General features: G+C 64.3%; 25 protein-coding genes. 10 read left to right on the forward strand and 15 right to left on the reverse strand.

Annotated features, from left to right (window positions below; genetic code table 11):
• The first annotated feature begins 11 nt into the window (after positions 1-11).
• The 3 genes from CO731_RS08010 (at position 12) to CO731_RS08020 (ending at position 1,711) form a co-directional block, all read left to right on the forward strand.
• Positions 12-734 carry a heme-copper oxidase subunit III family protein gene (locus tag CO731_RS08010; RefSeq protein WP_108606724.1) on the forward strand — a complete coding sequence of 241 codons (723 nt, stop codon included), beginning with the start codon at positions 12-14 and terminating at the stop codon, positions 732-734.
• A gap of 8 nt (positions 735-742) precedes the next feature.
• On the forward strand, positions 743-1,126 hold the full coding sequence (locus tag CO731_RS08015) for a cytochrome C oxidase subunit IV family protein (RefSeq protein ID WP_108606725.1): 384 nt from the start codon (positions 743-745) through the stop codon (positions 1,124-1,126).
• A gap of 114 nt (positions 1,127-1,240) precedes the next feature.
• Positions 1,241-1,711, forward strand: a complete 471-nt coding sequence (locus CO731_RS08020; RefSeq protein WP_108606726.1) for an aminoacyl-tRNA deacylase — start codon at positions 1,241-1,243, stop codon at positions 1,709-1,711.
• Between the two features lie 101 nt (positions 1,712-1,812).
• Here the strand turns inward: CO731_RS08020 and CO731_RS08025 are convergent, their stop codons facing one another.
• Entirely contained in the window at positions 1,813-2,652 is an 840-nt protein-coding gene (locus CO731_RS08025) for a DUF2189 domain-containing protein (protein ID WP_108606727.1), read from the reverse strand.
• Between the two features lie 265 nt (positions 2,653-2,917).
• Between CO731_RS08025 and CO731_RS08030 the strand changes: the two genes are divergently transcribed.
• Positions 2,918-3,313 carry a cytochrome c family protein gene (locus CO731_RS08030; RefSeq protein ID WP_108606728.1) on the forward strand — a complete coding sequence of 132 codons (396 nt, stop codon included), beginning with the start codon at positions 2,918-2,920 and terminating at the stop codon, positions 3,311-3,313.
• 394 nt (positions 3,314-3,707) lie between these two features.
• On the opposite strand, the gene CO731_RS08035 is transcribed toward CO731_RS08030, so the two are convergent.
• The 11 genes from CO731_RS08035 to CO731_RS08085 form a co-directional block, all read right to left on the reverse strand.
• Positions 3,708-4,313 carry a histidine phosphatase family protein gene (locus tag CO731_RS08035; RefSeq protein WP_108606729.1) on the reverse strand — a complete coding sequence of 202 codons (606 nt, stop codon included), beginning with the start codon at positions 4,311-4,313 and terminating at the stop codon, positions 3,708-3,710.
• On the reverse strand, positions 4,313-5,410 hold the full coding sequence (locus tag CO731_RS08040) for an ABC transporter ATP-binding protein (protein ID WP_108606730.1): 1,098 nt from the start codon (positions 5,408-5,410) through the stop codon (positions 4,313-4,315). The genes CO731_RS08035 and CO731_RS08040 overlap by 1 nt, the downstream gene beginning before the upstream one ends.
• Positions 5,407-7,152, reverse strand: coding sequence for an iron ABC transporter permease (locus tag CO731_RS08045; RefSeq protein WP_245439672.1), 1,746 nt, complete (start codon positions 7,150-7,152; stop codon positions 5,407-5,409). Before CO731_RS08045 ends, CO731_RS08040 begins: the two co-directional genes overlap by 4 nt.
• A 111-nt stretch (positions 7,153-7,263) precedes the next feature.
• Complete coding sequence (locus tag CO731_RS08050) at positions 7,264-8,385, reverse strand: ABC transporter substrate-binding protein (RefSeq protein ID WP_108606731.1); 1,122 nt, start codon at positions 8,383-8,385, stop codon at positions 7,264-7,266.
• 18 nt (positions 8,386-8,403) lie between these two features.
• Entirely contained in the window at positions 8,404-9,243 is an 840-nt protein-coding gene (locus tag CO731_RS08055) for a MurR/RpiR family transcriptional regulator (protein WP_245439673.1), read from the reverse strand.
• Between the two features lie 173 nt (positions 9,244-9,416).
• Complete coding sequence (locus CO731_RS08060) at positions 9,417-9,890, reverse strand: hypothetical protein (protein WP_108606733.1); 474 nt, start codon at positions 9,888-9,890, stop codon at positions 9,417-9,419.
• Positions 9,891-9,913: 23 nt separating this feature from the next.
• The gene (locus tag CO731_RS08065) at positions 9,914-10,834 is read right to left on the reverse strand and encodes an ABC transporter permease (protein ID WP_108606734.1); all 921 of its coding nucleotides are present in this window, start codon (positions 10,832-10,834) and stop codon (positions 9,914-9,916) included.
• Entirely contained in the window at positions 10,834-11,901 is a 1,068-nt protein-coding gene (locus CO731_RS08070; RefSeq protein WP_108606735.1) for an ABC transporter permease, read from the reverse strand. Before CO731_RS08070 ends, CO731_RS08065 begins: the two co-directional genes overlap by 1 nt.
• Entirely contained in the window at positions 11,885-13,426 is a 1,542-nt protein-coding gene (locus tag CO731_RS08075; protein ID WP_108606736.1) for an ABC transporter ATP-binding protein, read from the reverse strand. The genes CO731_RS08070 and CO731_RS08075 overlap by 17 nt, the downstream gene beginning before the upstream one ends.
• A gap of 87 nt (positions 13,427-13,513) precedes the next feature.
• Positions 13,514-14,608 (reverse strand): BMP family ABC transporter substrate-binding protein, encoded by a 1,095-nt coding sequence (locus CO731_RS08080; RefSeq protein ID WP_108606737.1) that lies wholly within the window; start codon positions 14,606-14,608, stop codon positions 13,514-13,516.
• A gap of 46 nt (positions 14,609-14,654) precedes the next feature.
• Entirely contained in the window at positions 14,655-15,425 is a 771-nt protein-coding gene (locus tag CO731_RS08085) for a GntR family transcriptional regulator (RefSeq protein ID WP_108606738.1), read from the reverse strand.
• 244 nt (positions 15,426-15,669) lie between these two features.
• Between CO731_RS08085 and CO731_RS08090 the strand changes: the two genes are divergently transcribed.
• From CO731_RS08090 to fghA, 6 genes are all read left to right on the forward strand, one after another.
• Complete coding sequence (locus tag CO731_RS08090; protein ID WP_108606739.1) at positions 15,670-16,536, forward strand: aromatic ring-hydroxylating dioxygenase subunit alpha; 867 nt, start codon at positions 15,670-15,672, stop codon at positions 16,534-16,536.
• Between the two features lie 27 nt (positions 16,537-16,563).
• A complete protein-coding gene (locus CO731_RS08095; protein ID WP_108606740.1) occupies positions 16,564-17,469 on the forward strand; it encodes an aromatic ring-hydroxylating dioxygenase subunit alpha in 906 nt (301 codons plus the stop codon).
• Positions 17,470-17,512: 43 nt separating this feature from the next.
• Positions 17,513-19,279 carry a 2Fe-2S iron-sulfur cluster-binding protein gene (locus CO731_RS08100; protein ID WP_108606741.1) on the forward strand — a complete coding sequence of 589 codons (1,767 nt, stop codon included), beginning with the start codon at positions 17,513-17,515 and terminating at the stop codon, positions 19,277-19,279.
• A 10-nt stretch (positions 19,280-19,289) separates the two neighbouring features.
• Entirely contained in the window at positions 19,290-19,937 is a 648-nt protein-coding gene (locus CO731_RS08105; protein ID WP_108606742.1) for a glutathione S-transferase, read from the forward strand.
• A 58-nt stretch (positions 19,938-19,995) separates the two neighbouring features.
• Positions 19,996-21,123: an S-(hydroxymethyl)glutathione dehydrogenase/class III alcohol dehydrogenase gene (locus tag CO731_RS08110; protein ID WP_108606743.1), complete on the forward strand. Its 1,128-nt coding sequence runs from the start codon at positions 19,996-19,998 to the stop codon at positions 21,121-21,123.
• A 202-nt stretch (positions 21,124-21,325) separates the two neighbouring features.
• Positions 21,326-22,159 (forward strand): S-formylglutathione hydrolase, encoded by an 834-nt coding sequence (fghA, locus tag CO731_RS08115; protein WP_108606744.1) that lies wholly within the window; start codon positions 21,326-21,328, stop codon positions 22,157-22,159.
• A 16-nt stretch (positions 22,160-22,175) separates the two neighbouring features.
• Here the strand turns inward: fghA and CO731_RS08120 are convergent, their stop codons facing one another.
• From CO731_RS08120 to CO731_RS08130, 3 genes are read right to left on the reverse strand one after another with little or no spacing between them, the layout of a single operon-like run.
• Positions 22,176-22,928 carry a hydroxymethylpyrimidine/phosphomethylpyrimidine kinase gene (locus CO731_RS08120; RefSeq protein ID WP_108606745.1) on the reverse strand — a complete coding sequence of 251 codons (753 nt, stop codon included), beginning with the start codon at positions 22,926-22,928 and terminating at the stop codon, positions 22,176-22,178.
• Positions 22,919-23,524 carry a thiamine phosphate synthase gene (locus tag CO731_RS08125; RefSeq protein WP_108606746.1) on the reverse strand — a complete coding sequence of 202 codons (606 nt, stop codon included), beginning with the start codon at positions 23,522-23,524 and terminating at the stop codon, positions 22,919-22,921. The genes CO731_RS08120 and CO731_RS08125 overlap by 10 nt, the downstream gene beginning before the upstream one ends.
• Complete coding sequence (locus CO731_RS08130; RefSeq protein WP_108606747.1) at positions 23,521-24,294, reverse strand: thiazole synthase; 774 nt, start codon at positions 24,292-24,294, stop codon at positions 23,521-23,523. The genes CO731_RS08125 and CO731_RS08130 overlap by 4 nt, the downstream gene beginning before the upstream one ends.

Genomic DNA, 24,294 nt, shown 5'->3' on the forward strand with positions numbered 1-24,294 from the left:
GGAGAACGGGGATGGCCGAAACCACACTGGGACATGCCGACCACACCGCGCCGCGGCCGCCGGGCCTGCGCGGCTTCGTCGCCGACTGGTCGTCGGACCAGCGGGCGTTCAAGGGCGTCTCCTGGGGGAAGGCCATGATGTGGATCTTCCTGCTCAGCGACACCTTCATCTTCGGCTGTTTTCTCCTGTCCTACATGACCGCGCGCATGTCGACTGTCGTGCCGTGGCCAAATCCGAGCGAGGTCTTTGCCCTGCATCTGTTCGGCCAGGACATCCCGCTGATCCTGATCGCGATCATGACCTTCGTGCTGATCTCGTCGTCCGGCACGATGGCGATGGCGGTCAATTTCGGCTACCGGCGCGACCGCAGGAAGACGGCGATCCTGATGCTGCTGACCGCAGTCCTCGGCGCGACCTTTGTCGGCATGCAGGCCTTCGAGTGGACTAAGCTGATCAGCGAAGGCGTGCGGCCGTGGGAGAACCCGTGGGGGGCCGCGCAGTTCGGCTCGACCTTCTTCATGATCACCGGCTTCCACGGCACCCATGTGACGATCGGGGTGATCTTCCTGCTGATCGTCGCGCGCAAGGTCTGGCGCGGCGACTACGAAACCGGTGCGCGCGGGTTCTTCACCAGCCGGCGGGGCCAGTATGAGAGCGTCGAGATCATGGGGCTCTACTGGCACTTCGTCGATCTGGTGTGGGTGTTCATCTTCGCGTTCTTCTATCTCTGGTGAGGTGAGCGATGGCACAGGTCGAAGCGCAGGATCATGGGCTGCACGGGCACGCCGCAGCCGCTCACGCGGCTACCCATGCCGAGGGGCAGCAACACCCGATCAAGCTCTACCTCGTCGTCTGGGGCTGGCTTTTCATCCTCAGCGCCTGCTCCTACGCCGTCGATTATTTCGGCGTTCACGGCTATCTGCGCTGGGCGCTGATCCTCATCTTCATGATGCTGAAGGCCGGGCTGATCGTTGCCGTGTTCATGCACATGGCCTGGGAACGGCTGGCGCTGTCCTATGCAATCATCGTGCCGCCGCTGGTAATCTTGGTTTTCGTGGCGATCATGGTGGTCGAGTCGCGCTACACCGAAATCACGCGGGTGCTGTCCTTCGGCGCCGGGCCGTAACGGCAGCCGGCCGCACCGGGTCGCCGGCGCGTTCTTCGTTGACAGGAAAAATGATGGGAGGAGAATGAGTTTTCTCGTTCTTCGAGGATCACCCCCAACAGAAGGACGCCCAAGATGACGATCGCAAGGAAATTGCAAGACTACATGGCCGGCAAGGGTATCCCCTTCGATACCGTTGCCCATCACCGGACCTCGACCAGCAGCCAGACGGCGCAGGCGGCGCACATTCCGGGCAGGCGGCTTGCCAAGCCGGTGTTGCTCCACCACGAAATGGGCTACGCGCTGGCCGTGGTTCCGAGCAGCCACCGGGTCGAACTCAATACCCTTCAGGACGTGCTCGGCAAGCGGCTCGGGCTCGCCTCGGAAGACGAGGTCGGGCAACTGTTCAGCGACTGCGATATCGGCGCCGTGCCCCCGGTCGGTGCTGCCTATGACGTGCCCGTCATTCTCGACGAAAGCTTCGGCGCGGAGGGCGACGTCTATTTCGAAGGCGGCGACCATAAGACGCTGGTGCATGTCAGTGGCGGCGATTTCCGCAACCTGCTGCAGGGCGCGCAAGTCGCCCGTTTCAGCCACCCTGCCTGACAGGGGCCGGATACTTCAACGCCCGCCCCTCATCAGGGCGGGCGAAGTTTTTTCGAGAGAGAAAATGCGCCGGCGGCTGGGCGCCACCGGCGATGAGTTGGTCAGGCCCGCTTGCCTGCGGTGTTGACCGGCGCCGGTACCGGCGCGGCTTCAATCACCTTGCGGTAGAGATGCCAGGTCGAATGGCCGAGCACGGGCAGAACCACTGCCAGTCCGACGAGCAGCGGCAGCGTGCCGATGACCAGGCCGACAGCGACGATCAGGCCCCAGAGCAGCATCGGTATCGGGTTGGCCATGATCGCGCGCGCCGAGGTCTCGACGGCGGCATAAGCACCGATGTCACGATCGAGCAGCACCGGGAAGGCGATGACCGTCGTGCTCAATGCGACGAGGGCGAAGGCGAAGCCGATGACGTTGCCGAGGATGATCAGCGTCCAGCCGCGCTGGGTGGTCAGCACGTCGCTGGCGAAACCGGAGAAGGTCGCTGGAGCACTGTCGCCGTACAGCCATGAAAACAAGGCCTGCGCGGTGAACAACCAGGCGATGAACAACGCCATCAGCATGATGCCGAGCACGGCAATCGCCGGCATGGCGGGCGAATTCCTGACGTCGAGTGCATGCCACCAGGAGGTATCCAGATTCTGTTCGCGCCGGCGGCTGATCTCATAGAGGCCGATCGCGGCGAACGGGCCGAGCAGGGCGAAGCCCGTCATCAGCGGGTAAATGAGCTGAAGTGCGTTTCCGCCGGAGGTCCATGTAATGAGGAACACGCCGACCACCGGATAGATCAGGCATAAAAAGACGTAGTGTGAAGGTTTGTCCCAAAAGTCTTCAAATCCGCGGCGAAGCGCATCGAATACATCCGAAACCCCTATCCGGCGTATGGCGGGGTGTTCGACGTTGCTGCCGGTTCCTGCTGCGTAGACATGGAAACTTGCCATTAACCATTCCTCCGAGATCGGGCCCGGTTAGGTCGCGGCTTGCGGTGCTGTCGTCCAGCGTGACTGGTCACGCGAACCGCGACCTGCACCGTGGACGATGATAGCAATCATCGCGACCCTTGTCGCCCCTGCCGCACCACGCCTCCGATTTCGCGGTCCTGCTGGCTCCAGAAGCTGCAACGCAATGGAGCATGGCGCGTTACCACAGCCGGGGATAGTATCGCTCGCGTCGACGTGGAGCGCCGACCTGACTTAGGAGATAGCCATGAGACTGACGGCATGGGGCGCATCCGCCCTTCTTGCAGCTTCGGTTCTAGTCAACAATCCGGTCCATGCGGCAGGCGATGCAGCCGCCGGCAAGAAGGTGTTCAGCAAATGCATGGCCTGCCATGACCTGGCGGTCGACAAGAACAAGATAGGCCCCTCCCTGCACGGCGTGGTTGGCCGTACTGCAGGCACGCTCGCCAGTTTCGAAGCCAAATACTCCGATGCCATGAAGCAGGCCGGCGCCGGCGGTCTCGTCTGGGACGAGACCAACATCGCCGCCTACATGAAGGCGCCGAAGGAAAAGGTGCCCGGCAACAAGATGGCCTTTCCCGGTCTCAAGGACGATGCCGACATCGCCAATGTGATCGCCTATATCGAGGAATCCTCGAAGTAGCAGCCAGGTCGGTTGCCTGTGCTGGTATCACGGCGGCTCGTCGCTGCAGCGGCGGAGCTGCAAATAATGCCTATTTTTTGGGCGGCATACTCCAAACGGGGGATGCTGCAAAATTTGGAATGGTGTTGGTAGCTTCGGTGCACCAAACGTCTAACAACTCATAACGTATGTCGGACGAAACATTGCAATTGGCGGCACAGCATTTTGAGCAAGCTCTGTATTGCAGGCCAGCGTTTTAAATAATCTAGCTATTAGTGCCTCTGTGAGGGGGGAAACTGCGGCTTCTTGGGGGACCCTCGGAAGCCGCGACATTTTCCTTTCGCCGCGAGCTTCCCTGATTTCCGATCGGTACGCGCTCAGCCGCAATGCAGCCGTCGGCGTCTAGCAAGACACCTCAATCCGGCGCATCGAAATCGGGCGTGACGGCTGCGATGTTGTAGGCCTCGAGCCGCGCGGTCGGCGCGTCGGCGGCATCGAAGCTCAGGATCGTCGCGGTACCCGGCGTCACCGGAACCACACGCGAGGGCGGAAGCCCCAGGAAGGCATGGCAGGCCGCACGGATGACGCCGCCATGGACGATGGCAAGCGTGTCGCCGTTGCATTTCCTCAGGCAGTCCCTCAACCCGTCGACGATGCGGGCACAGAAATCGGCCCAAGGCTCGCCGCGCTCGGGCGTGAAGGTGCCGGCGCGCCAGGCCAGATATTCGTGCGGACGCTCCGCTTCGAGCTCGTGCTTGACGCGGCCGGTCCAGGTGCCCATGTCGATCTCGCGCAGGCGCGGGTCGAGCGGGGCATCGCCATAGCCGAGCAGGCTGGCCGTCTGGCGCGTGCGGCCAAGATCGGAGACGACGACATGGTCGGGCTCCATGGCCTTTGCGAAATCGATGAAACGCTGGACCTGCCTGATGCCCCGTGGAGACAGCGGCGCGTTGTCGTGGCCCTGGAGCCTGTGTTCGGCATTCCAGGTGGTCTCGCCATGGCGCACCATTATCAATCTCATCAGTCGATCCTTTCACCAGTCATTGCAAAAACCGCACTCGGCTCCCCCAGGAAGCTGAGGCGTATCGTGTCGCCGCTCGCGGCGCGGAAGTAGCCGTCGGCCATTGCGGTCAGCCGCTTGCCGCCGGAGAATGCCGTCACCATGGTGCGCCCGGCGATCGGCGCCGCCTCCTCGAAGCGCGCCGTGATCGCCGGCCGTCCCGGCACGTCGCCGACCATCAGGCCGTGGGCGGGATAGAGAAGCTGCACGCCGTCCTGCGCTTCGGCCCGCCTGGCATCGGCCAGCCGCAGGCCGTCGTAGACGAGGCCGTCGCCGCTTCGCGTCACCTCGATCAGGTTGGCCGGCGGCGTACCGAGGAAGGTGGCGACGAAAGTGGTGCGCGGGTTTTCCAGCAGGTCGAGCGGCGCGCCGAACTGCTCGACGCGGCCGTTGTTCAGCACGGCGACATGGCTCGCCATGGTCATCGCCTCGACCTGGTCGTGGGTGACATAGACAGAGGTTGCCCCGGTGGCCCGGTGGATGCGCATCAGTTCGCTGCGCATCTCGATGCGCAGCTTGGCGTCGAGATTGGACAGCGGCTCGTCGAACAACAGGATGCTCGGCTTGGGGCCGATGGTGCGGGCGATCGCCACGCGCTGCTGCTGGCCGCCGGAGATCTCGGCGGGGTAGCGCTCCTTCAGCGCCGAGATTCCGAGAAGGCCGAGCACTTCGTCGACGCGGGCGGTGCGGTCGACCTTGCTCCATTTCGCCACCTTGAGCGGCCATTCGATGTTGCCGGCGACCGTCATGTGCGGCCACAACGCGTAGCTCTGGAACACCAGGCCGGCATCGCGGGCGCCCGCATCGGCGACGAGGCCGCGCGTGCCGTCGGAAACGGTGCGGCCCATGAAGCCGAATTCGCCTTCGCTCGGCGTTTCCAGCCCGGCCAGCATGCGCAGCAAGGTCGACTTGCCGCAGCCGGACGGGCCGACCAGCACCAGGAACGACCCTTGCGGCACCGAGATGTCGACATTGTCGACGGCGGTGAAGTTGCCGAAACGCTTGGTGACGTTGCGGATCGCGATCGCCGGGACGGATGTGCCGTGTTGCGAGGTCATGCGGATTTCCACTTCTGGACGCGGTTCTGCAGGCGGTGCGCCAGAAGCGTGGCGACGACGCAGAGGACGAGGATGACCATGGTGATGGCGTTGGCGAACTGCATGAAGCCTTCGGCGGCGTAGCGGTAGGCGAGCATGCTGAGGACCGGCGAGGTCGAGGTGAACAGCAGCACCACCAGCGACAGGTCGCGGACGATCTTGACGAACACAAGCAGCGCACCCGCTAGCAGGCCGCGGATGGCGAGTGGCATGATGATGGCGCCCATGCGGCGGAAGAAGCCGGCGCCGGTCAGCCGGGCACTCTCTTCGATGTCGGCCGAGATCTGGCCAAGCACCGAGCGGCCCGACTGCACGGCGTAGGGCAGCAGATGCGCCGAAGCTGCCAGCACCAGAAGCAGGAAGGTGCCGTAGAGGGAAGGCAGCGGGCCGATGGGTGCGCCGAACAGTGCGATGTAGGCGGCGGCAAAGGCGATGCTCGGGATCAGGATCGGGGTGAACGACACCTGGCCGAGGACGGTGGCGAGCACCGAACCCTTGTTGCGGGCGATGGTGTGGGCCAGCGCCAGGCCAAGCGCCATGGTGGTGAATGCCACGGTAACGGCAAGCTTCAGCGTCATCCACAAAGCCTCGATCAGTACGGGGTTGCGGAAGATGCCGGCCTGGCCCTGTGCCATGTCGGTGCCGCCTTCGCCGATCCAGAAATGCGTCGTCCAGTTGGAGAAGAGCGAGCCGTTCTGCAGCGCGAAACTCGAGGCGGTGAGGATGACTGCCGGCAGGAAGGTGGTCAGTGCGCACATCAGCACGGCGACGCAGAACAGCGGCCAGCGCCATTTGCCGAGCGGGAAGCGCTTGGTGCGCCCGCCCTTGCCGGTGACGGTGACATAGCTCTTGCGGCCGGCGACCAGGCGCTCGCCGAGCCACAGGAAGGACGCCGACACGATGATCAGCAGCAGTGCGATGACGAAGCCGCGTTCGGTCTGGCCGGTCTCGATCATGCCGAACAGGCGCGTCGACAGAGTTTGCATCCTGACCGGCAGACCGAGCAGGGCCGGGGCGGCGAAGTTGGAGACCGCGCCGGCGAAGGTGAGCGAGGCTGCGGCGACGAGCGCGGGGGTGACGACCGGTAGGATGATGCCGAAGAAGATGCGTGAACGCTTGGCGCCGGCGACTTGTGCCGCTTCGACGAGATCGGCGCCGACGGAGCTGAGCGCTGCCGAAATGACGGTGAAGGCCAGCGAATAATAATGCGCGATCAGCACGATGAGGGTCGGCAGCAGGCCCCAAGCGAGCCAGTCGGGCACGATGTAGCCGTTGGCCTCGAAGAAGCCGACCGAACCGCCAAGCCGGCTGTTGCGAAACAGCGCGCCCCAGGCAAGGGCTGCGGCAAAGCTCGGGATCATGAAGGGCAGGGTGGCGAGCAGGCCGAGCGTCTTCGGTGCGGGAACGTCGGTCAGCACAACCAGCCAGGCAAGGAAGCCGCCCATCAGGACGCATCCTGCGGCGACGCCGATGCCGAGCAGCACGGTGTTCCAGAGCGGACGCCACCACAGGTTCTCGGACATCTTGCTGGCAAGCACGGCCTGCCAGGCATCGAGGCCTTCAACGGTCAGCGTCGACAGGACGATCTTGACCAGCGGCGCGATGACCAGGACGCCGACGACCAGGATCAGGACGGCGGGTACGAGCGTTTCGGAGCGCAAAAAGCCTCTCCGGGACAACACGGATGTTGCAACGGCGGACATGACATTCTTTCTCGCGGAATTGAGGCGCGGGGCAACCGGACCGTGGCGACGCGGGCAGCAAGGCAAAGGGAACGGACCGGCGCCTCCCCCAAGGCGCCGGTCCGGCCGCAGTCATTGCAGCGTCAGCACCAGGTCGGCGATGCGCTTGCGGGCGGCGGCAGTCTTCACGGGATCGATGCGCCAGGCCTTGAGGTCCTTGAGCGGCACTGAATCCGGGCTGTCTTTCACCGACGGTCGTACGGCATAGTCGCCCGGCACGTTGAAGGGCTCGAAGGCCGGTCCGCCAGTGGCCGAGTCGTCGCCCATCATGAAGTCGATCAGCAACCGTGCCGCAGCCGGGCTTGGCGCCTTGTCGACCAGTGCAAGGACTGCTGGGAACAGAATGCCATTGGAGGGCGCGACGTCGTTGGCTACCTGCAACGCCCAGCCTTCCTTTTCGTTGTCGCGGCGATCGGAATAGGTGGCGAAGCCGACCGGCGGGTTGGCCGTCGTCTTGTCGCCGATGGCCTTGTTGATGGCGTCGCTGTTGGGCACCAGCACGAGGTCGTTGGCGAATAGGTCGCGGATGAACTGCTCGCCGGCACCCTGGAGGTCGCTGTCGACGGCGATCGGCTTGCCGAACTGTGCCTCGTAGGCCTTGGCCATGTCGTCGGGCCGCAGCGAGAACTCGACGAGAAGGTCAAGCAATTCGCCGCGCTGCATCGGGTCGACCATCAGGACGCGGCCCTTCCATTCCGGCGTGGTCAGTTGCCAGACATTGTTGACCGGCGCGCCATTCGGGTTGGCCGCCTCGTTGTACATCAGCACCTTGGTCGACAGGCGCTGGGTCAGCAGCGGGGTTTTGTGCTCGTCGGCGAGCTCTCCAGCCACGCGCGGCGGGATGTAGGGCACGATGCGATTGGTTTTCACCAGATCCTCGTACACGACAGGCGTGTCGGCGATGTAGAGCACGTCGACGGCGTTGACGCCGGCGGTTTGCTCGGCGACGACACGGGCGATCTGCTTGACCGAACTCATGTCGACGCCGACGAGGTCGATGCCGGGATAGGCTTCCTCAAATGCCTTCTCGACCTTGGCGATCCGGCTCGACAGCGAGAAGACGGTGACCTTGCCTTCCTTCTGCGCGAGCGGCAGCAGCTCGGCCGTGCTCATGGTGTCGAGCTCGGCAGCGCTCGCTGCCAGTGGCAGTATGGCGGCTGCTGCAAACAGCGCCCATTTCATCGACTTGAGCATGTTTCCCTCCCAGGTTTCTCAATCGAATTCGTCGAACAGATCCGACAGCCGTTCCAGCGCGCCCATGACGCGGGGCTGGTGGCGGCCGGCAATGGTCAGAAGGATGGCGTTGACGATGGCGAATGGCACCGTCGGCGTCTGGAACTCGCTGCCGGAACGGCCACGAGGTGCTGCCAGCACAAGGTCAGCTTCCGGCTGCATCATGGTGCCGGCAAGGTCGGTGACCAGCATGGCCTTGGCGCCTTGCGCATGACAGTGCTCGACAAGTGGAGCGTAGCTGGTCGGCTGCTTGCGGAAGGCGAGCGCGAGCACGAGGTCACCCTCGCGCATGCCGACGACACGCTCGGCGATGTCGCGGCCGCGGCCCTCGAGCACGATCGGGGTCATGCCGAAGCGGTCGAGCCTGCGGCGCAGGAACTGGGTGATCGACTGGGCGTGGCCCTGGCCGAACAGAAAGATGCGCTTGGCCTCGACGATCATGTCGGCGGCGCGGTTGATGCTGTCCTGGGTGACGGCGAGGCGGAGATGCTCAAGTGCCGCTATCTCGGTGCCGATCAGGTCGAGCAGGAAGTCGCCATGCTCGACCTTGGCGACGGAGCGGCGCATGCGCTCGGCGGCATCCTGGCTCTCGACCAGTTCGCGCTGCAATTGCGAGCGCAGTTCGGGATAGCCCTTGAAGCCGAGCTTCTGGGCGAGGCGGGTGGTCGCCGCCTCATGCACACTGGCGCGTTCGGCAAGCCGGGCGCTCGACAGGAAGGCAGCTTCGGCGGCGTTGTCGAGCAGGGCTGAGACGAGCCGCTGGTCGGCCTCGGTGAGGCGGGTCGAATGGCTTTTGATGCGATCCAGCAGAGTCATCATCTTGCATCCATATTGCATCAGACTCTTAGTATGCAAGGTATCTTGCAGTCAAGTGCAAACGTGTGCAAGATCGACTTTTCTATCTTGCAGGCCGCTGGGCAAGGAAAAGAAAAGGCGCCTGAAGGGGCGCCTTATTGGGAGCAGACCGGGCGATCAGCAGCGCTCGAAGTGGCTCACCTGTATTTCATATAGCCGACGAAACCGGTGATCTTCCAGCGATCGCCGGCCTTGCGGCAGAAATAGAGCGTCTGCCAGTTCAGGCGGTCGTCGCTGCCATCGGCGCGGCGGATGGTGCCGTCGAACTTCTTGCGGGCCACGGCGACGTCGCCCGTGATGTCGATTTCGGCCAGGCGCGTGGCGCGGAAGATGCCGTCGGCCAGCGGTTCGGCATAGACGGTGGCAGCCGTCTCCGCCGCCTGGCGCAGCCACTCGTCGCGATAGACCGATAGCGTCGGGAAGGCTGCATGCCAGTCGTCGGGATTGGCCGAGTTGTCGGCATGGACGCCGAGGAAACGGTGTTCGTCGAAATCGCCCGACACCATCGCCCAGTCCTGGCCGACAAAGGCGGTGATGTCGCGGCGCACCAGCATCTCCCAGATCGCGGCGCGGTCCGGGTCGTTGGGGAACGGGTTTTCGGCAGTGATCATGTCTTGCTTCTCTACTTGCCGGCTCACGTCGCCGGACGGAACGGCTTCGCCAGCGATGCCGGGAAGTGCAATGCGAGCATCTGCCGGTTCTGCGAGATGATCACGAGCACGACGATCGTCGCGAGATAGGGCAGGGCCGAGAGCAGTTCGGAGGGAACGGCAATGCCCAGCGCCTGGCCCTGGAGCTGCAAGATAGTCATGCCGCCGAACAGCCAGGCGCCGAGCAGCACGCGCAACGGCCGCCATGTGGCGAAGACCACCAACGCCAGCGAGATCCAGCCCTTGCCGGCGGTCATGTTCTCGACCCAGAGCGGGGTATAGGCGACCGACAGATAGGCCCCGGCAAGCCCCGCCATCAGCCCGCCGAACAGCACGGCGAGATAGCGGATCCTGATCACCGGATAGCCGATGGCGTGCGCGGTCTCGGGCGACTCGCCGATGGTGCGCAGGATCAGGCCACCCTTGGTGCGGTAGAGGAACCAGCTGATGACGAAGAACATGACAATGGCGAAATAGACCATCGGGTCGAAGCGGAAGAACATCGGCCCGACGACGGGAATGTCCGACAGGAACGGGATGCTCATGCGGTCGAGCGCATCGATCGGGGCCGAACCGAAGTTGCGTCCGAGGAAGGCGGAGACGCCGGAGCCGAAGATGGCAAGGGCCAGCCCCGCCGCATACTGGTTGGTGAGGAAAGTCAGCGCCAGTACGCCGAACAGAAGCGAGGCGGCGGCCCCGCCGAGCGCGCCGGCGATGATCGCCACGGGCATGGGCAATCCGGCAATGACCGCCCAGAAGGCGAAGGCGGCTCCGATCAGCATCATGCCTTCGATGCCGAGGTTGAGCACGCCGGACTTTTCGACGACGAGTTCGCCGAGGGCGGCGAAGATCAGTGGCGTGGCGGCAATGATGGTACCGGTGAAGATGGCAATGAACAGGTCCATCAGGCGTGCTCCGGAATGCGGCGAAGTCGATAGAAGATGAAGAAGTCGGCGGCGAGCAGGAAGAACAGCAATATGCCCTGGAATATTCGCGTCAATGCTGCGGACAGGCCAAGGTTCATCTGCACTGCCTCGCCGCCGAGGAACAGCAGCGACATCAATAGCCCGCCGAGCACGATGCCGAAGGCATTGAGCCGGCCGATGAAGGCGACGATGATCGCGGCGAAGCCGTAGCCGGGCGAGATCTGCGGCGACAACTGTCCCAGCGGCCCGGCAACCTCCGCCATGCCCGCGACGCCAGCGGCAGCACCGCCGGCAAGCAGGCCGATCCAGACGGCCGAGGATTCGCGGAAGCCGGCATAACGTGCCGCCAGGGGGGCCGCGCCGCTGACCGACATCTTGTAGCCGAGGAAGCTGCGGTCAGTGAATAGCCACATCAGGAACACAGCGACCACGGTGATGAAGACCGAGGCGTTGAGCCGGTAGGCATAGTCGAAGGGCTCGAACATCGCGGCAGCCGACAGAAGCGCCGTCTGCGGATAGTTGAAGCCTGCCGGATCGCGCCACGGCCCATGCACCAGCCACGACAGCAGAAGCGTGGCGATATAGGTCAGCATCAGCGTGACCAGGATCTCGTTGGTGTTCATCCGCGCCCTGAGGAAGGCAGGGATGGCGGCCCAGGCCATGCCGCCACAGGCGCCAGCCAGGAACATCAACGGCAGCAGGATGGGACTCTCGGGGTTGGGATAGAACAGGCCGACGCCGCAAGCGGCGATCGCCCCGACGATCAGTTGCCCCTCTGCGCCGATGTTCCAGACATTGGCGCGAAAGCCGACGGCTAGACCGCAGGCGATGAGGATCAGCGGCGACGCCTTGAGCAGCCACTCGGAAAGTCCGTTCAACGAGTTGAGCGGGGCGATGAAGAAGGCCTGCAGCGTTACCAGCGGGTCATAGCCGAGCGTGGCAAATAATAGCGAGCCGACGACAAGCGTAAGCACGGTCGCGATGACCGGCGCCGCCACCCGCATCCTGGCGGATGGTTCCGGTCTTTGTTCAATCCTGTACCGCAACTTCGCCTCTCCCGTTGGTGCCGTTGCCGCGGTCGACCTTGGTCATCAACAGGCCGATCTCCTCGCGGTTGGTTTTTGTCCTGATCAGCGGCGGTGAAACCTGTCCCTGGCAGATGACGAGCAGGCGATCGCAAATCTCGAACAGCTCATCGAGTTCCTCCGAGATCACCAGCACGGCCGCGCCCGACCGGCTGAGGTCGACAAGCGTCTGGCGGATGAAGGCGGCTGCACCGACATCGACGCCCCAGGTCGGCTGGGCGACCAGGAACAGTTTCGGCTGGAGCGCGATTTCGCGGCCGACGATGAATTTCTGCAGGTTGCCGCCTGACAGGCTTTGGGCACTCGCCTGCGGCCCGTTGGCCTTGACCTTGAAGCGCTCGATGATCTTCGCGGCGAAGCTGTTTGCTCCCTTGCGGTCGACGAGACCGTTGCGGACCAGACCGGTGCGATGGGCGGTCAGGACCGCATTTTGCCACAGCGCATGCGGGGGCACGGCGCCGCGGCCGAGCCGCTCTTCCGGCACGAACGCCATGCCTAGCTTGCGCCGTTCGCTGGCGTTGAGATGGGCCGCAGCCCTGCCGTCGATCTGGATCGAAAGGGCATTGCCGTGGGTGCGCTCGCCACTGAGCAGCGAGATCAGTTCGGCCTGGCCGTTGCCGGACACACCGGCAAGCCCGACGATCTCGCCGCCGCGCACCTCGAAGGAGACGTTCTTGAGCTCGACGCCATATTTGTCGCGGGCAGGGGCGGTGAGTCCGCGCACCTCGAGCACCGGCTTTTCGCTCGGCACCGACGGGCTGACATGCATTTCGGGCAGCTCCGCACCGACCATCATTCGGGCGAGTTCGAGCGACGTGCTTTGCTTGGGCCGCGCGGTGCCGGTGACCTTGCCGTTGCGCAGCACGGTCGCCGTGTCGCAAAGCTCCTGCACCTCGTCGAGCTTGTGGCTGATATAGACGATCGAGCAGCCTTCGCTGGCGAGCTGGCGCAGGGTCTCGAACAGCTTGACCACCGCCTGTGGCGTCAGCACCGAGGTCGGCTCGTCGAGGATCAGAAGCTTCGGGGCCTGCAGCAGGCAGCGCACGATTTCGACGCGCTGGCGTTCGCCGACCGAGAGGTCGTGCACCCGCCGGTGGGGGTCGATCGGCATGCCGTAGCGGTTCGACAGCTCGGTGATCTGGCGGGCAAGCGCATCGAGGTCGAAGGTGTTGGATACGGCGAGTGCGATGTTCTCGACCACTGTGACGGATTCGAACAGCGCGAAGTGCTGGTACACCATCTCGATGCCGAGTGCCCGCGAGGTGGCGGGCGTGTGTGCGGCGATGGGCTTGCCGTCGCAGTAGATCTCGCCGGAATCGGCCTGGGCCGCGCCGTAGATGATCTTCATCAATGTCGATTTGCCGGCGCCGTTTTCACCGAGCACGGCGTGGATTTCGCCCGGCATGATCGACATCGAGATGTCGTCATTTGCAACGATGCCGGGATAGCTTTTGGTGATGTTGCGCAATTCGAGGCGTGGGGGCATAGCCGGTCCTGCCATATGGGTTGGACGATGCGCAGCCATAGCCACCGGAGCCTGCGCTCCGGTGGACTTGCTAGCGTGGGGCGGAAATCAGCCGAGCTTGCCGATCATTCCCTTGACGAACCAGTTCATGCCGCGGATGTCGGCATCGGCCAGCACGCTGCCGGCCGCGACCTTGACGTTGCCGTCCTGGTCCTTCAGTTCGCCGGCATAGGGATGGACCTTGCCCGAGCCGGTGTCGGCCTCGAGCTGCTTGAGCTTGGCGATGACGTCGGCAGGGATGGCTTCGTTGTAGGGCGCCATCTTGACCACACCACCGGCAAGGCCGTCCCAACGTGCTTCCGGCTTCCAGGTGCCGGCAGCCACACCCTTGGCGGCGCCGACATAGTCGCTCGACCAGTCGAGCGTGAAGGCCGTGAGTTGCTTGCCCGAGCCGAACTTGGCCATGTCGCTGGCGTAGCCGATCGACCATGCGCCGCCTTCGCCCGCTACCTGCACGCCGGTTGCGGTATCGGTCATCGAGCAGATGACGTCGCAGCCTTGCGAGATCAGTGTGTTGGCCGCTTCCTTTTCCTTGCCCGGATCGAACCAGGAATTGAGGAAGATGGCATTGCAGGTGATGTCGGGATTGACGCTCTGGGCGCCGAGCAGCAACGCATTGGCCGGGCCGACGATGTCGGGGATAGGGAAGCCGCCGATGAAGCCGATCTTGCCCGACTTGCTCATATGCGCGCCGGCGGCACCGGCAACGAAGGTGCCTTCGTAATACTTGGCCTCGAAGGTGCCGAGATTGGCGAGGTGGACGATGCCCGAGCAATGCTCGAAGGCGACCTTCGGGAAGCGCGGCGCCACCTTCTGCATCGGCGTGCCGTGCGAGAACGAGGTGCCGAAGATCAGCTGGTTGCCGGAGGCAGCGAGTTCGCGGAACACGCGCTCGGCGTCCTGCGGCATGAAGATGTTGTCGATGACCGTGAGCGCGACCTTGTCGCCGAATTCCGCCTTGATGGCGTCGACGCCCAGGCTGTGCTGCTTGGTCCAGCCGATGTCGGCAATCGGCGAGACGTAGACAACGCCGACCTTGAGCGGCTCCTGGGCGCTGGCGAGGCCAGCCCAGCCGCCGGTGCCGATAGCTGCGCCGGCAGCGCCGGAATATTGCAGGAATTTTCGTCTGGTGAGATTGATCATGGTGGTAACCCTCTGTTGGTAGTCGGCGCCCGGCTTCGTGCCGGGTCTATTTAGCGGCGTGGACGTGGGCGTGCGCCCCCGCTCCACCGTTATCTCCCGTCTTTTTTCGTGGTGCAGGCTTCGGCGCTTCGCCGGCCTTGCCGTCGAGATACGGCTCCAGCGCCTCGCGCGGCGACAGTTCCGGAAACACCTGCCGGTCCATGATGTAGCCGCGCACGACGGAGCGGTGATGCGCGTCGATCAGTTCCATCGCCGGCTTGAGCCGGCCCTTTTCGAGCAGGTCGATGACGCGGGCGTGGTCGTCGAGCAGGTTGCAATAGTCGAAATCGGCGGTGATCAGCGAACGCAGCAGCGTCGTGCGGCGCACCAGCTGGGCATGGATCTCCTGCATCACCCTGTTGCGGCTGAGGCGGACGAAGACGGTGTGGAATTCCTGGCCGAGCACGTCGGCGAGCGCGTCGTTGCCGGAAGCCACCGCCTGGCGCTGGCGCTCGACATGCTGGCGCAGTTCGGCCCATCCGGCAGGCCCGAGGCGATCGCTGAGCTGGGCGGCGACGCCCTGCTCGACCAGCGTCAGCGCGTCGTAGATTTCCAGCGCTTCCTGCATGCTCGGGCGGGCAACGAAGGCGCCGCGGTTGCGCTCGATCTGGGCGAGCCCGTCATCGGTCAGCCGGATCAGCGACTGGCGGACGACGATGCGGCTGACGTCGAAAATCTCGGCCAGCTCGCGTTCGCCGAGCTTGCAGCCGGGCACCAGCCGGTGATCGATGATCGCCCGCGTCAGAATGTCGGCAATGGCCTGCGAGCGACTGCTCATGGCACCTTCCTCCCCCACCTGCGCACTTTGGCTTGCTCAGCGGTCACGCACCGGCGTTGGCTGCACCTGATGTGCCGCATATCCCGAGTTACGTTTCCCATATCGGTAGTCAATCCTTTCGGCCTGTCAACCAACTTTCTCACATGGCAATGCAAATTTCCATTGATTGATATCCAATCTTGTGTTTCCAATAATGCCATAAAAGAGCTAGGTTCATGGGGAAGTGCTAGCCAGGGAGGGTGCGATGAGCATAGCTGCCCTTTGTAGCGACAGAGTTCTTCTCAACGATTGGCATGTGGTCGCCGACCTCACGAACCTGTCGGCCGCCGAGCCGTTCCAGACCCGCCTTCTCGGCGTCGACATCACCATCCATTGCCGTGGCCGCTACAACAAGGAAGTGGTCCGCAACGATACCGGTGCGCTTGTCAATTCGACCAAGCGCTACGGCTTTCTCTGGGCCTGCCTTGGCACACCGGAGCGCGATATCGTGTTCGTGCCGGAGGCGGAGGAGGGCGACCGTTACCTGGTCACCGGCGGGTCGATCGCGGTCAAGGTTTCGGGCCTTCGGGCGGTCGAAAATTTTCTCGACATGGGGCATTTTCCGTTTGTCCATACGGGCTGGCTGGGCGACGAGCCGCATACGGAAGTTGCACCCTACAAGGTCGAACTGACGGCCGCCGACGAACTGGTTGCGACCGAATGCAAGTTCTACCAGCCTGTCGCCTCGCCGACGGCCAAGGAGGGCTTCATCGTCGACTACGTCTACAAGGTGATACGGCCCTATACAGTGGCGCTCTACAAGAGCAACCCGGTGCACAAGGCCCGGCTCGACGTCATCACCCTGTTCGTCCAGCCCGTGGACGAGGACAATTGCGTCGCTCACCCCTTCCTCTGCTACCTCAAGGACGGCGTCGACCAGGCTGGAATCCGAAACTTCATGCAGTTGATCTTCGCGCAGGACAAGCCGATCCTCGAAAACCAGGTGCCGAGGCGCCTGCCGCTCGACCCGCGCGCTGAAACTCCGATCCGTGCGGATGCTGTCGCCGTCCTTTACCGGCGCTGGCTGCGCGACAAGTCTGTCACCTACGGTGCGATACCGGCGCGGATGTGAACCCGCGCCCTTAGGAAGGAACCCCATATGACCCAGACGAGATGCACGGATCAGGTGATCCTCGACCTTTGGCACCCGCTTGCGGCCGTTTCGGAACTGCCGGTGGGCGTGGTCGTCGACACCGTCCTGCTCGAAGAGCGGCTCAGCCTCGCCGCCGACAGCGCCGGCAAGGCAGCCGTGTGGCGCTCGCGTCCGGAACTTGCAGCGGACAATCCCGTCGACATCGCCGCGCTCGGCGGCACGTTGCCGGTCAAGATCGCCTACGGTTATGTCTGGACCTCACTGGGCAACCCGCCGGCCGATATCTTCCCGATCCCCGAATATGCCGAGGCCGACCGGCGCAGGCTCAATGCCGCGACGCTGGGGGTCAATGTCTCGGCGCCGCGAGCCATCGAGAATTTCCTCGACATGGGCCACTTCCCCTATGTCCATACCGACATCCTCGGCGCCGAACCGCATACGGAGGTGAAGGAGTATGACGTCGAGATCTCGGTCGACCGCGACGAGATCCTGGCCACACGCTGCCGCTTCTTCCAGCCGATGGCATCGACTGCCTCCGACGGCGGCGCCGATGTCGACTACATCTACCGTGTGCCGCATCCCTATTGCTCGGTGCTCTACAAATCGAGCCCGCTGGATGAGAGCCGTCTCGACGTGATTGCCGTGTTCCTGCAGCCGGTCGACCAGGAGCATGTCCGCGCCCACATGATGCTGTGCGTGCTGGACGAGGACAATGAAGACAAGGTGATCAAGCGTTTCCAGCAGACGATCTTCGGACAGGACAAGCCGATCCTGGAAAACCAGTTCCCGAAGCGGCTGCCGCTCGATCCGCGTGCCGAAACACCGATCCGTGCCGACAAGTCGGCCATCGCCTACCGCCGGTGGCTGAGCCAGAAGGGCGTGACCTACGGGGTCATCCCCGCCGCCACCTGAGCGCCCTCAAGGCGCCAACCGACAAGATATCAGCGAGGAACATATGCTCGACCTAGCCAAGACCAGATGGCATCCCATCGCCGCGGGTTACGACCTGCCATTGCGCCACGTCTTCCACGGCCAGTTGCTCGGCCGCGAGTTCGCCGTCTGGCGCGCCGACGACGGCTACGTCAATATCTGGGAGAACCGCTGCCTGCATCGCGGCGTGCGCCTGTCGATCGGCATCAATGACGGCCGCGAGCTGAAGTGCCAGTACCATGGTTGGCGCTATTCGAACCGCACCGCCGGCTGCACCTATATTCCCGCCCATCCGGCCGATGCGCCGGCCCGCACCATCACCAACCGCACCTTTGCGGCGGTGGAACGCTACGGCCTGGTCTGGTCGGCGGAGGATCCGCAAGGCGAGGTTCCGGAAATTCCGGGCCTGGCCGAAGGCGAATTGCTCGCCCTGCGCGGCATCCCGGTCAACGCGCCGGCAGATGTCGTGGCAGCCAGGCTCAAGGGCTATCGCTTCCAGCCGAGTGCCGCGCTTGACGGCAAGGACGCAAAAGTCGCCGTCGAGGCTTCGAACGATTTCACCGTCGCGTTGCGCGCGGTCGAAGGTGGTGCTGCGACGCTCGCCGCGTTCTTCGTCCAGCCGGTCGATTCCAACCGCTCGGTGATCCGCGGCGTGCTCGACGGCACGGTCGAAGGTGCCGCCCGTCTCGCCGTACTGCGCCACCACAACGAACTTCTCTCCGCACTGCGCGTGGCGGTCGAGGCCGAGGCTGCGCACAAGCCCGCGCCGGCACCGCTGGAGCCGGTGATCGAACGCGTCTCGCCCGAACTGGCGGAGATGCCGGAGGAAACCAAGCACGGCCGCAAGGCGACGATCCGAGTCCAGGTGGCGCGGAAGTGGCCGGCCGCCGACGGTATTGCCGGCTTCGAGCTCCGGCCGATCAAGGGTCTGCTGCCGACCTTCCAGCCCGGCGCGCATATCGACGTGCACCTGCCGAACGGCCTGATCCGGCAATATTCGATCACCAACGGCCCGGGCGAGAGCGACAGTTATGTCATCGGCGTCAAGCTCGAGCGCGACTCGAAGGGCGGTTCGACCTGTCTGCACGAGACGGTGCGTGAAGGTGACGTGTTGGCGATCTCCGAACCGCGCAACAATTTCCCGCTGCGCCGCGACGCGGTCCAGACGCTGTTTATCGCCGGCGGCATCGGTATCACGCCGCTGCTGGCAATGGCCCAGGCACTCAAAAACCAGAGCCTTGCGCACGAGCTGCACTATTTCGCGCAGAACGAGGCACAGCTGGCCTTCCCCGAGAAGACGAGCACGCTCGGCGCCTCGCTGAAGCCGCATCTAGGTCTTTCGCCCGACCAGACGGGCGCCATGCTGCGCGAGATCCTCAGCGGCTACGGCCCGGACAAGCATGTCTATCTTTGCGGCCCCGGACCGATGCTCGAGGCGGCACGACATATCGCTGCCGAGATGGGTTGGCCGGAGACGGCGGTGCATTTCGAATACTTCAAGAACACCAATGTCATCGACGACAGCACCAGCTTCGAGGTCGCACTGGCGCGCTCCTGCATGACGCTGACGGTGCCTGCCGGCAAGACGATCCTCGAGGTGATGCGCGACGCCGGCATCGACATGCCGTCGTCCTGCGAGCAGGGCGCCTGCGGCACCTGCCTTGCCACCGTCATCGAGGGCGAGCCCGACCACCAGGACGTCTACCTCAACGATGCCGAGCGCAAGTCCGGCACCAAGATCATGACCTGCGTGTCGCGTGCCAAGTCGGCGCGGCTTGTACTCGACCTCTAGGAGTTCTCCGATGATCACGCTCTATGACTACGAACTGTCGGGCAACTGCTACAAGCTGCGCCTGCTGATGGGCATGCTCGGTGTCGAATGGAAGACCGTTCCCGTCGACTTCTATCCCGGCCGCGAGCACAAGTCGGACTGGTTCCTCAAGATCAATCCGCTGGGCCAGCTTCCTGTCATCGACGACGACGGGCTGGTGCTGCGCGATGCCCAGGCGATCCTGGTCTACCTCGCCTCGAAATACGATGCGTCAGGTGCCTGGTATCCCAGGGACAATCCCGCGCTGCTCGGCGAGATCAGCCAGTGGCTGGCCTTTGCCGACGGCATCACCGGCACCGCGTCCGCGGCGCGGCTGCATGACGCGCTGTTCTACGACTTCGACGTCGAAGCGGCCCGCGCGGGCGCGCATCGGCTGTTCCGCATCCTCGACGAACATCTGTGGTTCGGCGAGCAGGAAGGGCGCAACTGGATCTGCTCGGCATCCCAGCCGACCATCGCCGACATCGCCTGCTTCCCCTACATCATGCTGTCGGAAGAGGGCGGCATCCCCAGACAGGACTATCCGGCGATCCGCCGCTGGTGCGACCGCGTCAAGCGCCTCAAGGGTTTCAGCGTCATGTCGGGCGTGTTCCCCGCAGGGCCGGCCAAGGCTGCCTAAAGTTCGATAATCCGCCGGACGAAATGCCCGGCGCCTACCTCTGTTGGGAGAGAAAGCCATGAAAACCCGCGCCGCAGTTGCCGTCGGAGCCGGAAAGCCGCTCGAGATCATGGAGGTGGACCTCGAAGGCCCGCGCGAGGGGGAGGTGCTGGTCGAGATCAAGGCGACCGGCATCTGCCACACCGACGAATTCACGCTGTCGGGTGCCGATCCGGAAGGCATCTTCCCGGCCATCCTCGGCCATGAGGGAGCGGGTGTCGTCGTCGATGTCGGCAAGGGCGTGACCTCGCTCAAGAAGGGCGACCACGTCATTCCGCTCTACACGCCCGAATGCCGCTCGTGCCCGTCGTGCCTGTCGCGGAAAACCAATCTGTGCACCGCGATCCGCTCGACCCAGGGCCAAGGCCTAATGCCGGACGGTTCGTCGCGCTTCTCGATCGGCAAGGACAAGATCTTCCACTACATGGGCTGTTCGACCTTTTCGAACTTCACCGTGCTGCCCGAGATCGCGCTGGCCAAGGTCAACCCCGACGCGCCGTTCGACAAGATCTGCTACATCGGCTGCGGCGTGACGACCGGCATCGGTGCGGTCATCAACACCGCCAAGGTCGAGATCGGCTCGACGGCCATCGTCTTCGGCCTCGGCGGCATCGGCCTCAACGTGCTGCAGGGTCTGCGCCTGGCGGGTGCCGACATGATCATCGGCGTCGACCTCAACAATGAGCGCAAGGCCTGGGGCGAAAAGTTCGGCATGACGCATTTCGTCAATCCGAAGGAGGTCGAGGGCGACATCGTTCCCTACCTCGTCAACATGACCAAGCGCGGTGCCGACCAGATCGGCGGCGCCGACTACACCTTCGACTGCACCGGCAACGTCAAGGTGATGCGCCAGGCGCTGGAGGCATCACATCGCGGCTGGGGCGAATCGATCGTCATCGGCGTCGCCGGTGCCGGCCAGGAGATCGCGACGCGTCCGTTCCAGCTGGTCACCGGCCGGACCTGGAAGGGCACCGCCTTCGGCGGCACGCGCGGCCGCACCGACGTGCCGAAGATCGTCGAGTGGTACATGGAGGGCAAGATCCAGATCGACCCGATGATCACGCATACGCTGAAGCTCGAAGACATAAACAAGGGTTTTGACCTGATGCATGCCGGCGAGAGCATCCGCAGCGTCGTGGTCTACTAAAAACGGAACCGCGCCTGGGCCTTGTTGCGGGTCTTTTAAGCCTCCCAGCTTGCCCGCATGTTCCCCAAGCCAGGCGTCGGCCGGCGGTGCGTTCGAGGGTTCCACGACCTCTCGGCCGCGCCGCCGGCATCTTTTTGAGCGTTGCAGCCCCCGTCCGCCGAGGGTATGCCGGGCGGAATTGTTTGACGAGAAGGCAAAGCAGATGAAGACCGTTTCCACCTCGAAGTCGCATGGCGGTGTCCAGGGCGTCTATTCGCACGCCTCCGAGGCCTGCGCTTGCGACATGACCTTTGCCGTGTTCGTACCGCCGCAGGCCAAGGATGGTCCGGTGCCGGTGCTGTGGTACCTCTCGGGTCTCACCTGCACGCACGCCAATGTCATGGACAAGGGCGAGTACCGCCGCCTGGCCGCCGAACTCGGCCTGATCATCGTCTGCCCCGATACCAGCCCGCGCGGCGAAGGCGTGGCCGACGAAAAGGACAACTGGCAGTTCGGTTCCGGCGCCGGCTTCTATGTCGATGCGACGCAGGAGCCCTTTGCGAAAAACTATCGCATGTACTCCTACGTCACCGAAGAACTGCCGGCGCTGATTGCGGCGAACTTCCCGGCCGACATGTCACGCCAGGCGATCTTCGGCCACTCGATGGGCGGCCACGGCGCGTTGACCATCGCCCTGAAGCACCCCGAGCGCTTCAAGAGCTGCTCGGCTTTCGCGCCGATCGCGCAGCCTTCGACGGCGAGCTGGTCGAAGCCGGCGCTGGAGAAGTATCTCGGCTCAGATGAAGCTGCCTGGCGCGCCTATGACACGACGCTGCTGATCGAGGACGGCAAGCGCTTTCCCGAGTTCCTGGTCGACCAGGGCACTTCGGACAGCTTCCTCAACGAAGGCCTGCGGCCGTGGCTGTTGGAAGAGGCCTGCAAGAAGGCTGGCATCGGGCTCACCCTGCGCATGCAGGAAGGCTACGACCATTCCTACAACTTCATCTCCACCTTCATGGACGACCACCTGCGGTGGCATGCTGCCCGTCTGGGCTGAGCGGCGAAAGTCGCTGTCAGGGCTTTGAAGCAAGCAGCTTGGCGAAGACATGGCGCTTCGCCTTGCCGACGCTGATCTCCAGCGTTTCGTTCTGAGCCAGATGCGCTGCTATCGCGCTCGCGAGCATGCAGCCGGTGCCGCGCATCATGACCGGGATACGCGACGCGTCGAACCGGATGGGCTCGTGGCCGGGCAGGAGCAGCAGGTCCGTCGACGTTTCTCCCGATGCGTGCCCGCCCTTGACCAGAATGGCGGGCGCGCCTGCATCGAACATCTTGGCGGCTTGCCAGATGATGTCGCCTTCGCCGGCGGCGAGCGGCAGGCCGGTCAACAGCGCCAGCTCAGGCAGGTTGGGCGTGATCAGCGTGCAAAGCGGAAACAGCTTGCGCTTGAGCGTTTCGACCGCGTCGTCTTCGAGCAACTGACGTCCCGAGGTCGAGGCGAGGACGGGGTCGAGCACGACAGGGACCGGCAGGCTGCTCGCCAGTGCCGATGAGACGGCCTCTATGATCGGGGCGTTGCCGAGCATGCCGATCTTCACCGCCTTGACCGGGTTGGCGGCAAATGCCGCGCGCATCTGGGCGGCAACGAGGTCGGGTGCACTATGCTCGATCCGTTCGACAGCGTCATGGGTTTGGACCGTCACGGCCGTGACCGCAACGCAACTGCGCAGGCCGAAGGCCGATACCGTCTCGATGTCGCGGACGACGCCGGCGCCGCCGCTCGAATCGGACCCGGCGACGATGAGCACATGCGGGGTCATCGCCACTCAGCCGTTGCGGCCAGCCATTCGCGCGTCCGCGCTTCGGGATCCGCGTTCAGGGTGATGTCGGTGACGACCGCTGCAACATCGGCGCCCTGGGCGAAGACGCCCGGGATGCGCTCGATGTTCAGTCCACCGATAGCGACGAGCGGTGTGGCACCGACACGCCGCTTCCATTCGGCGATGCGGTCGAGCCCTTGCGGCGCCCATTTCATCGCCTTGAGAATGGTCGGATAGACGGGACCGAGCGCGACATAGTCGGGCTCGGCGGCAAGGGCCGTGTCGAGTTCAGGGTCGTCATGTGTGCTGAGGCCGAGCTTCACGCCGGCGCGGCGGATCGCCGCCATGTGGGCCTCGGCGAGGTCCTCCTGGCCGAGATGGACGAAGTTGCAGCCTTCGTCGATGGCGAGGCGCCAGTAGTCGTTGACGACGAGCTGGCAGCCATGGCGTTCGCAGATGGCCTTCGCCGTGCGGATTTCGCGGCGCAGGCCGACCTCGTCCATGTCCTTGATGCGCAGCTGCACCAGCTTCACGCCCAATGGCACAAGACGCTCGATCCAGGCGGCGCAATCCAGAATGAGGTAGAACGGGTCGAGCTTCATGAAAACGCTGCCATGCCGATGACGGGGGTGGAGGGGACGGCCATGTCGCGCGGTTCGAGCGGGCCGGCGAGGAATGCTTGCCGTCCGGCCTCGACCGCCTTGCCGAAGGCCGCGGCCATGGCGACCGGATCGCCTGCCTTGGCAACGGCGGTGTTGAGCAGTACGGCGTCGTAGCCGAGTTCCATGACGGTGGCCGCATGCGACGGGCGGCCGATGCCGGCGTCGACGATCAACGGCACGCCGGGGAAATGGCCGCGCAGGCTGCGCAGGGCATCGATGCTCTGCGGCCCCCGCGCGGACCCGATCGGCGCGCACCAGGGCATCAACACCTTGCAACCGGCGTCGAGCAGCCGTCCCGCCACGACCAGGTCGTCGGTCGTGTAGGGAAAGACCTCGAAGCCGTCGGCGGATAGGATCTTTGCCGCCTCAACCAGCCCGAACACGTCGGGCTGAAGCGTGTCGTGATTGCCGATGACCTCGAGCTTGATCCAGTTCGTTGCAAAGACCTCACGCGCCATCCTGGCCGTCGTCACTGCCTCCTTGACCGAATGGCAGCCGGCAGTGTTGGGCAGCACGTGCACGCCGAGCGACTGGATCAGCGACCAGAACTGCCCGCCCGCCTTGCCGCCCGAGGTCTCGCGGCGCAGCGAGACGGTGACGATGTCGACGCCCGACGCCTTGATTGCCTCGGCCATGATGGCGGGTGAGGGGTAAAGCGCGGTGCCGAGGAGAAGGCGGGAAGACACCTGTTGTCCGTAGAGTTCGAGCAT

This window comes from Aminobacter sp. MSH1, assembly GCF_003071665.1.
Lineage (GTDB): Bacteria > Pseudomonadota > Alphaproteobacteria > Rhizobiales > Rhizobiaceae > Aminobacter > Aminobacter niigataensis.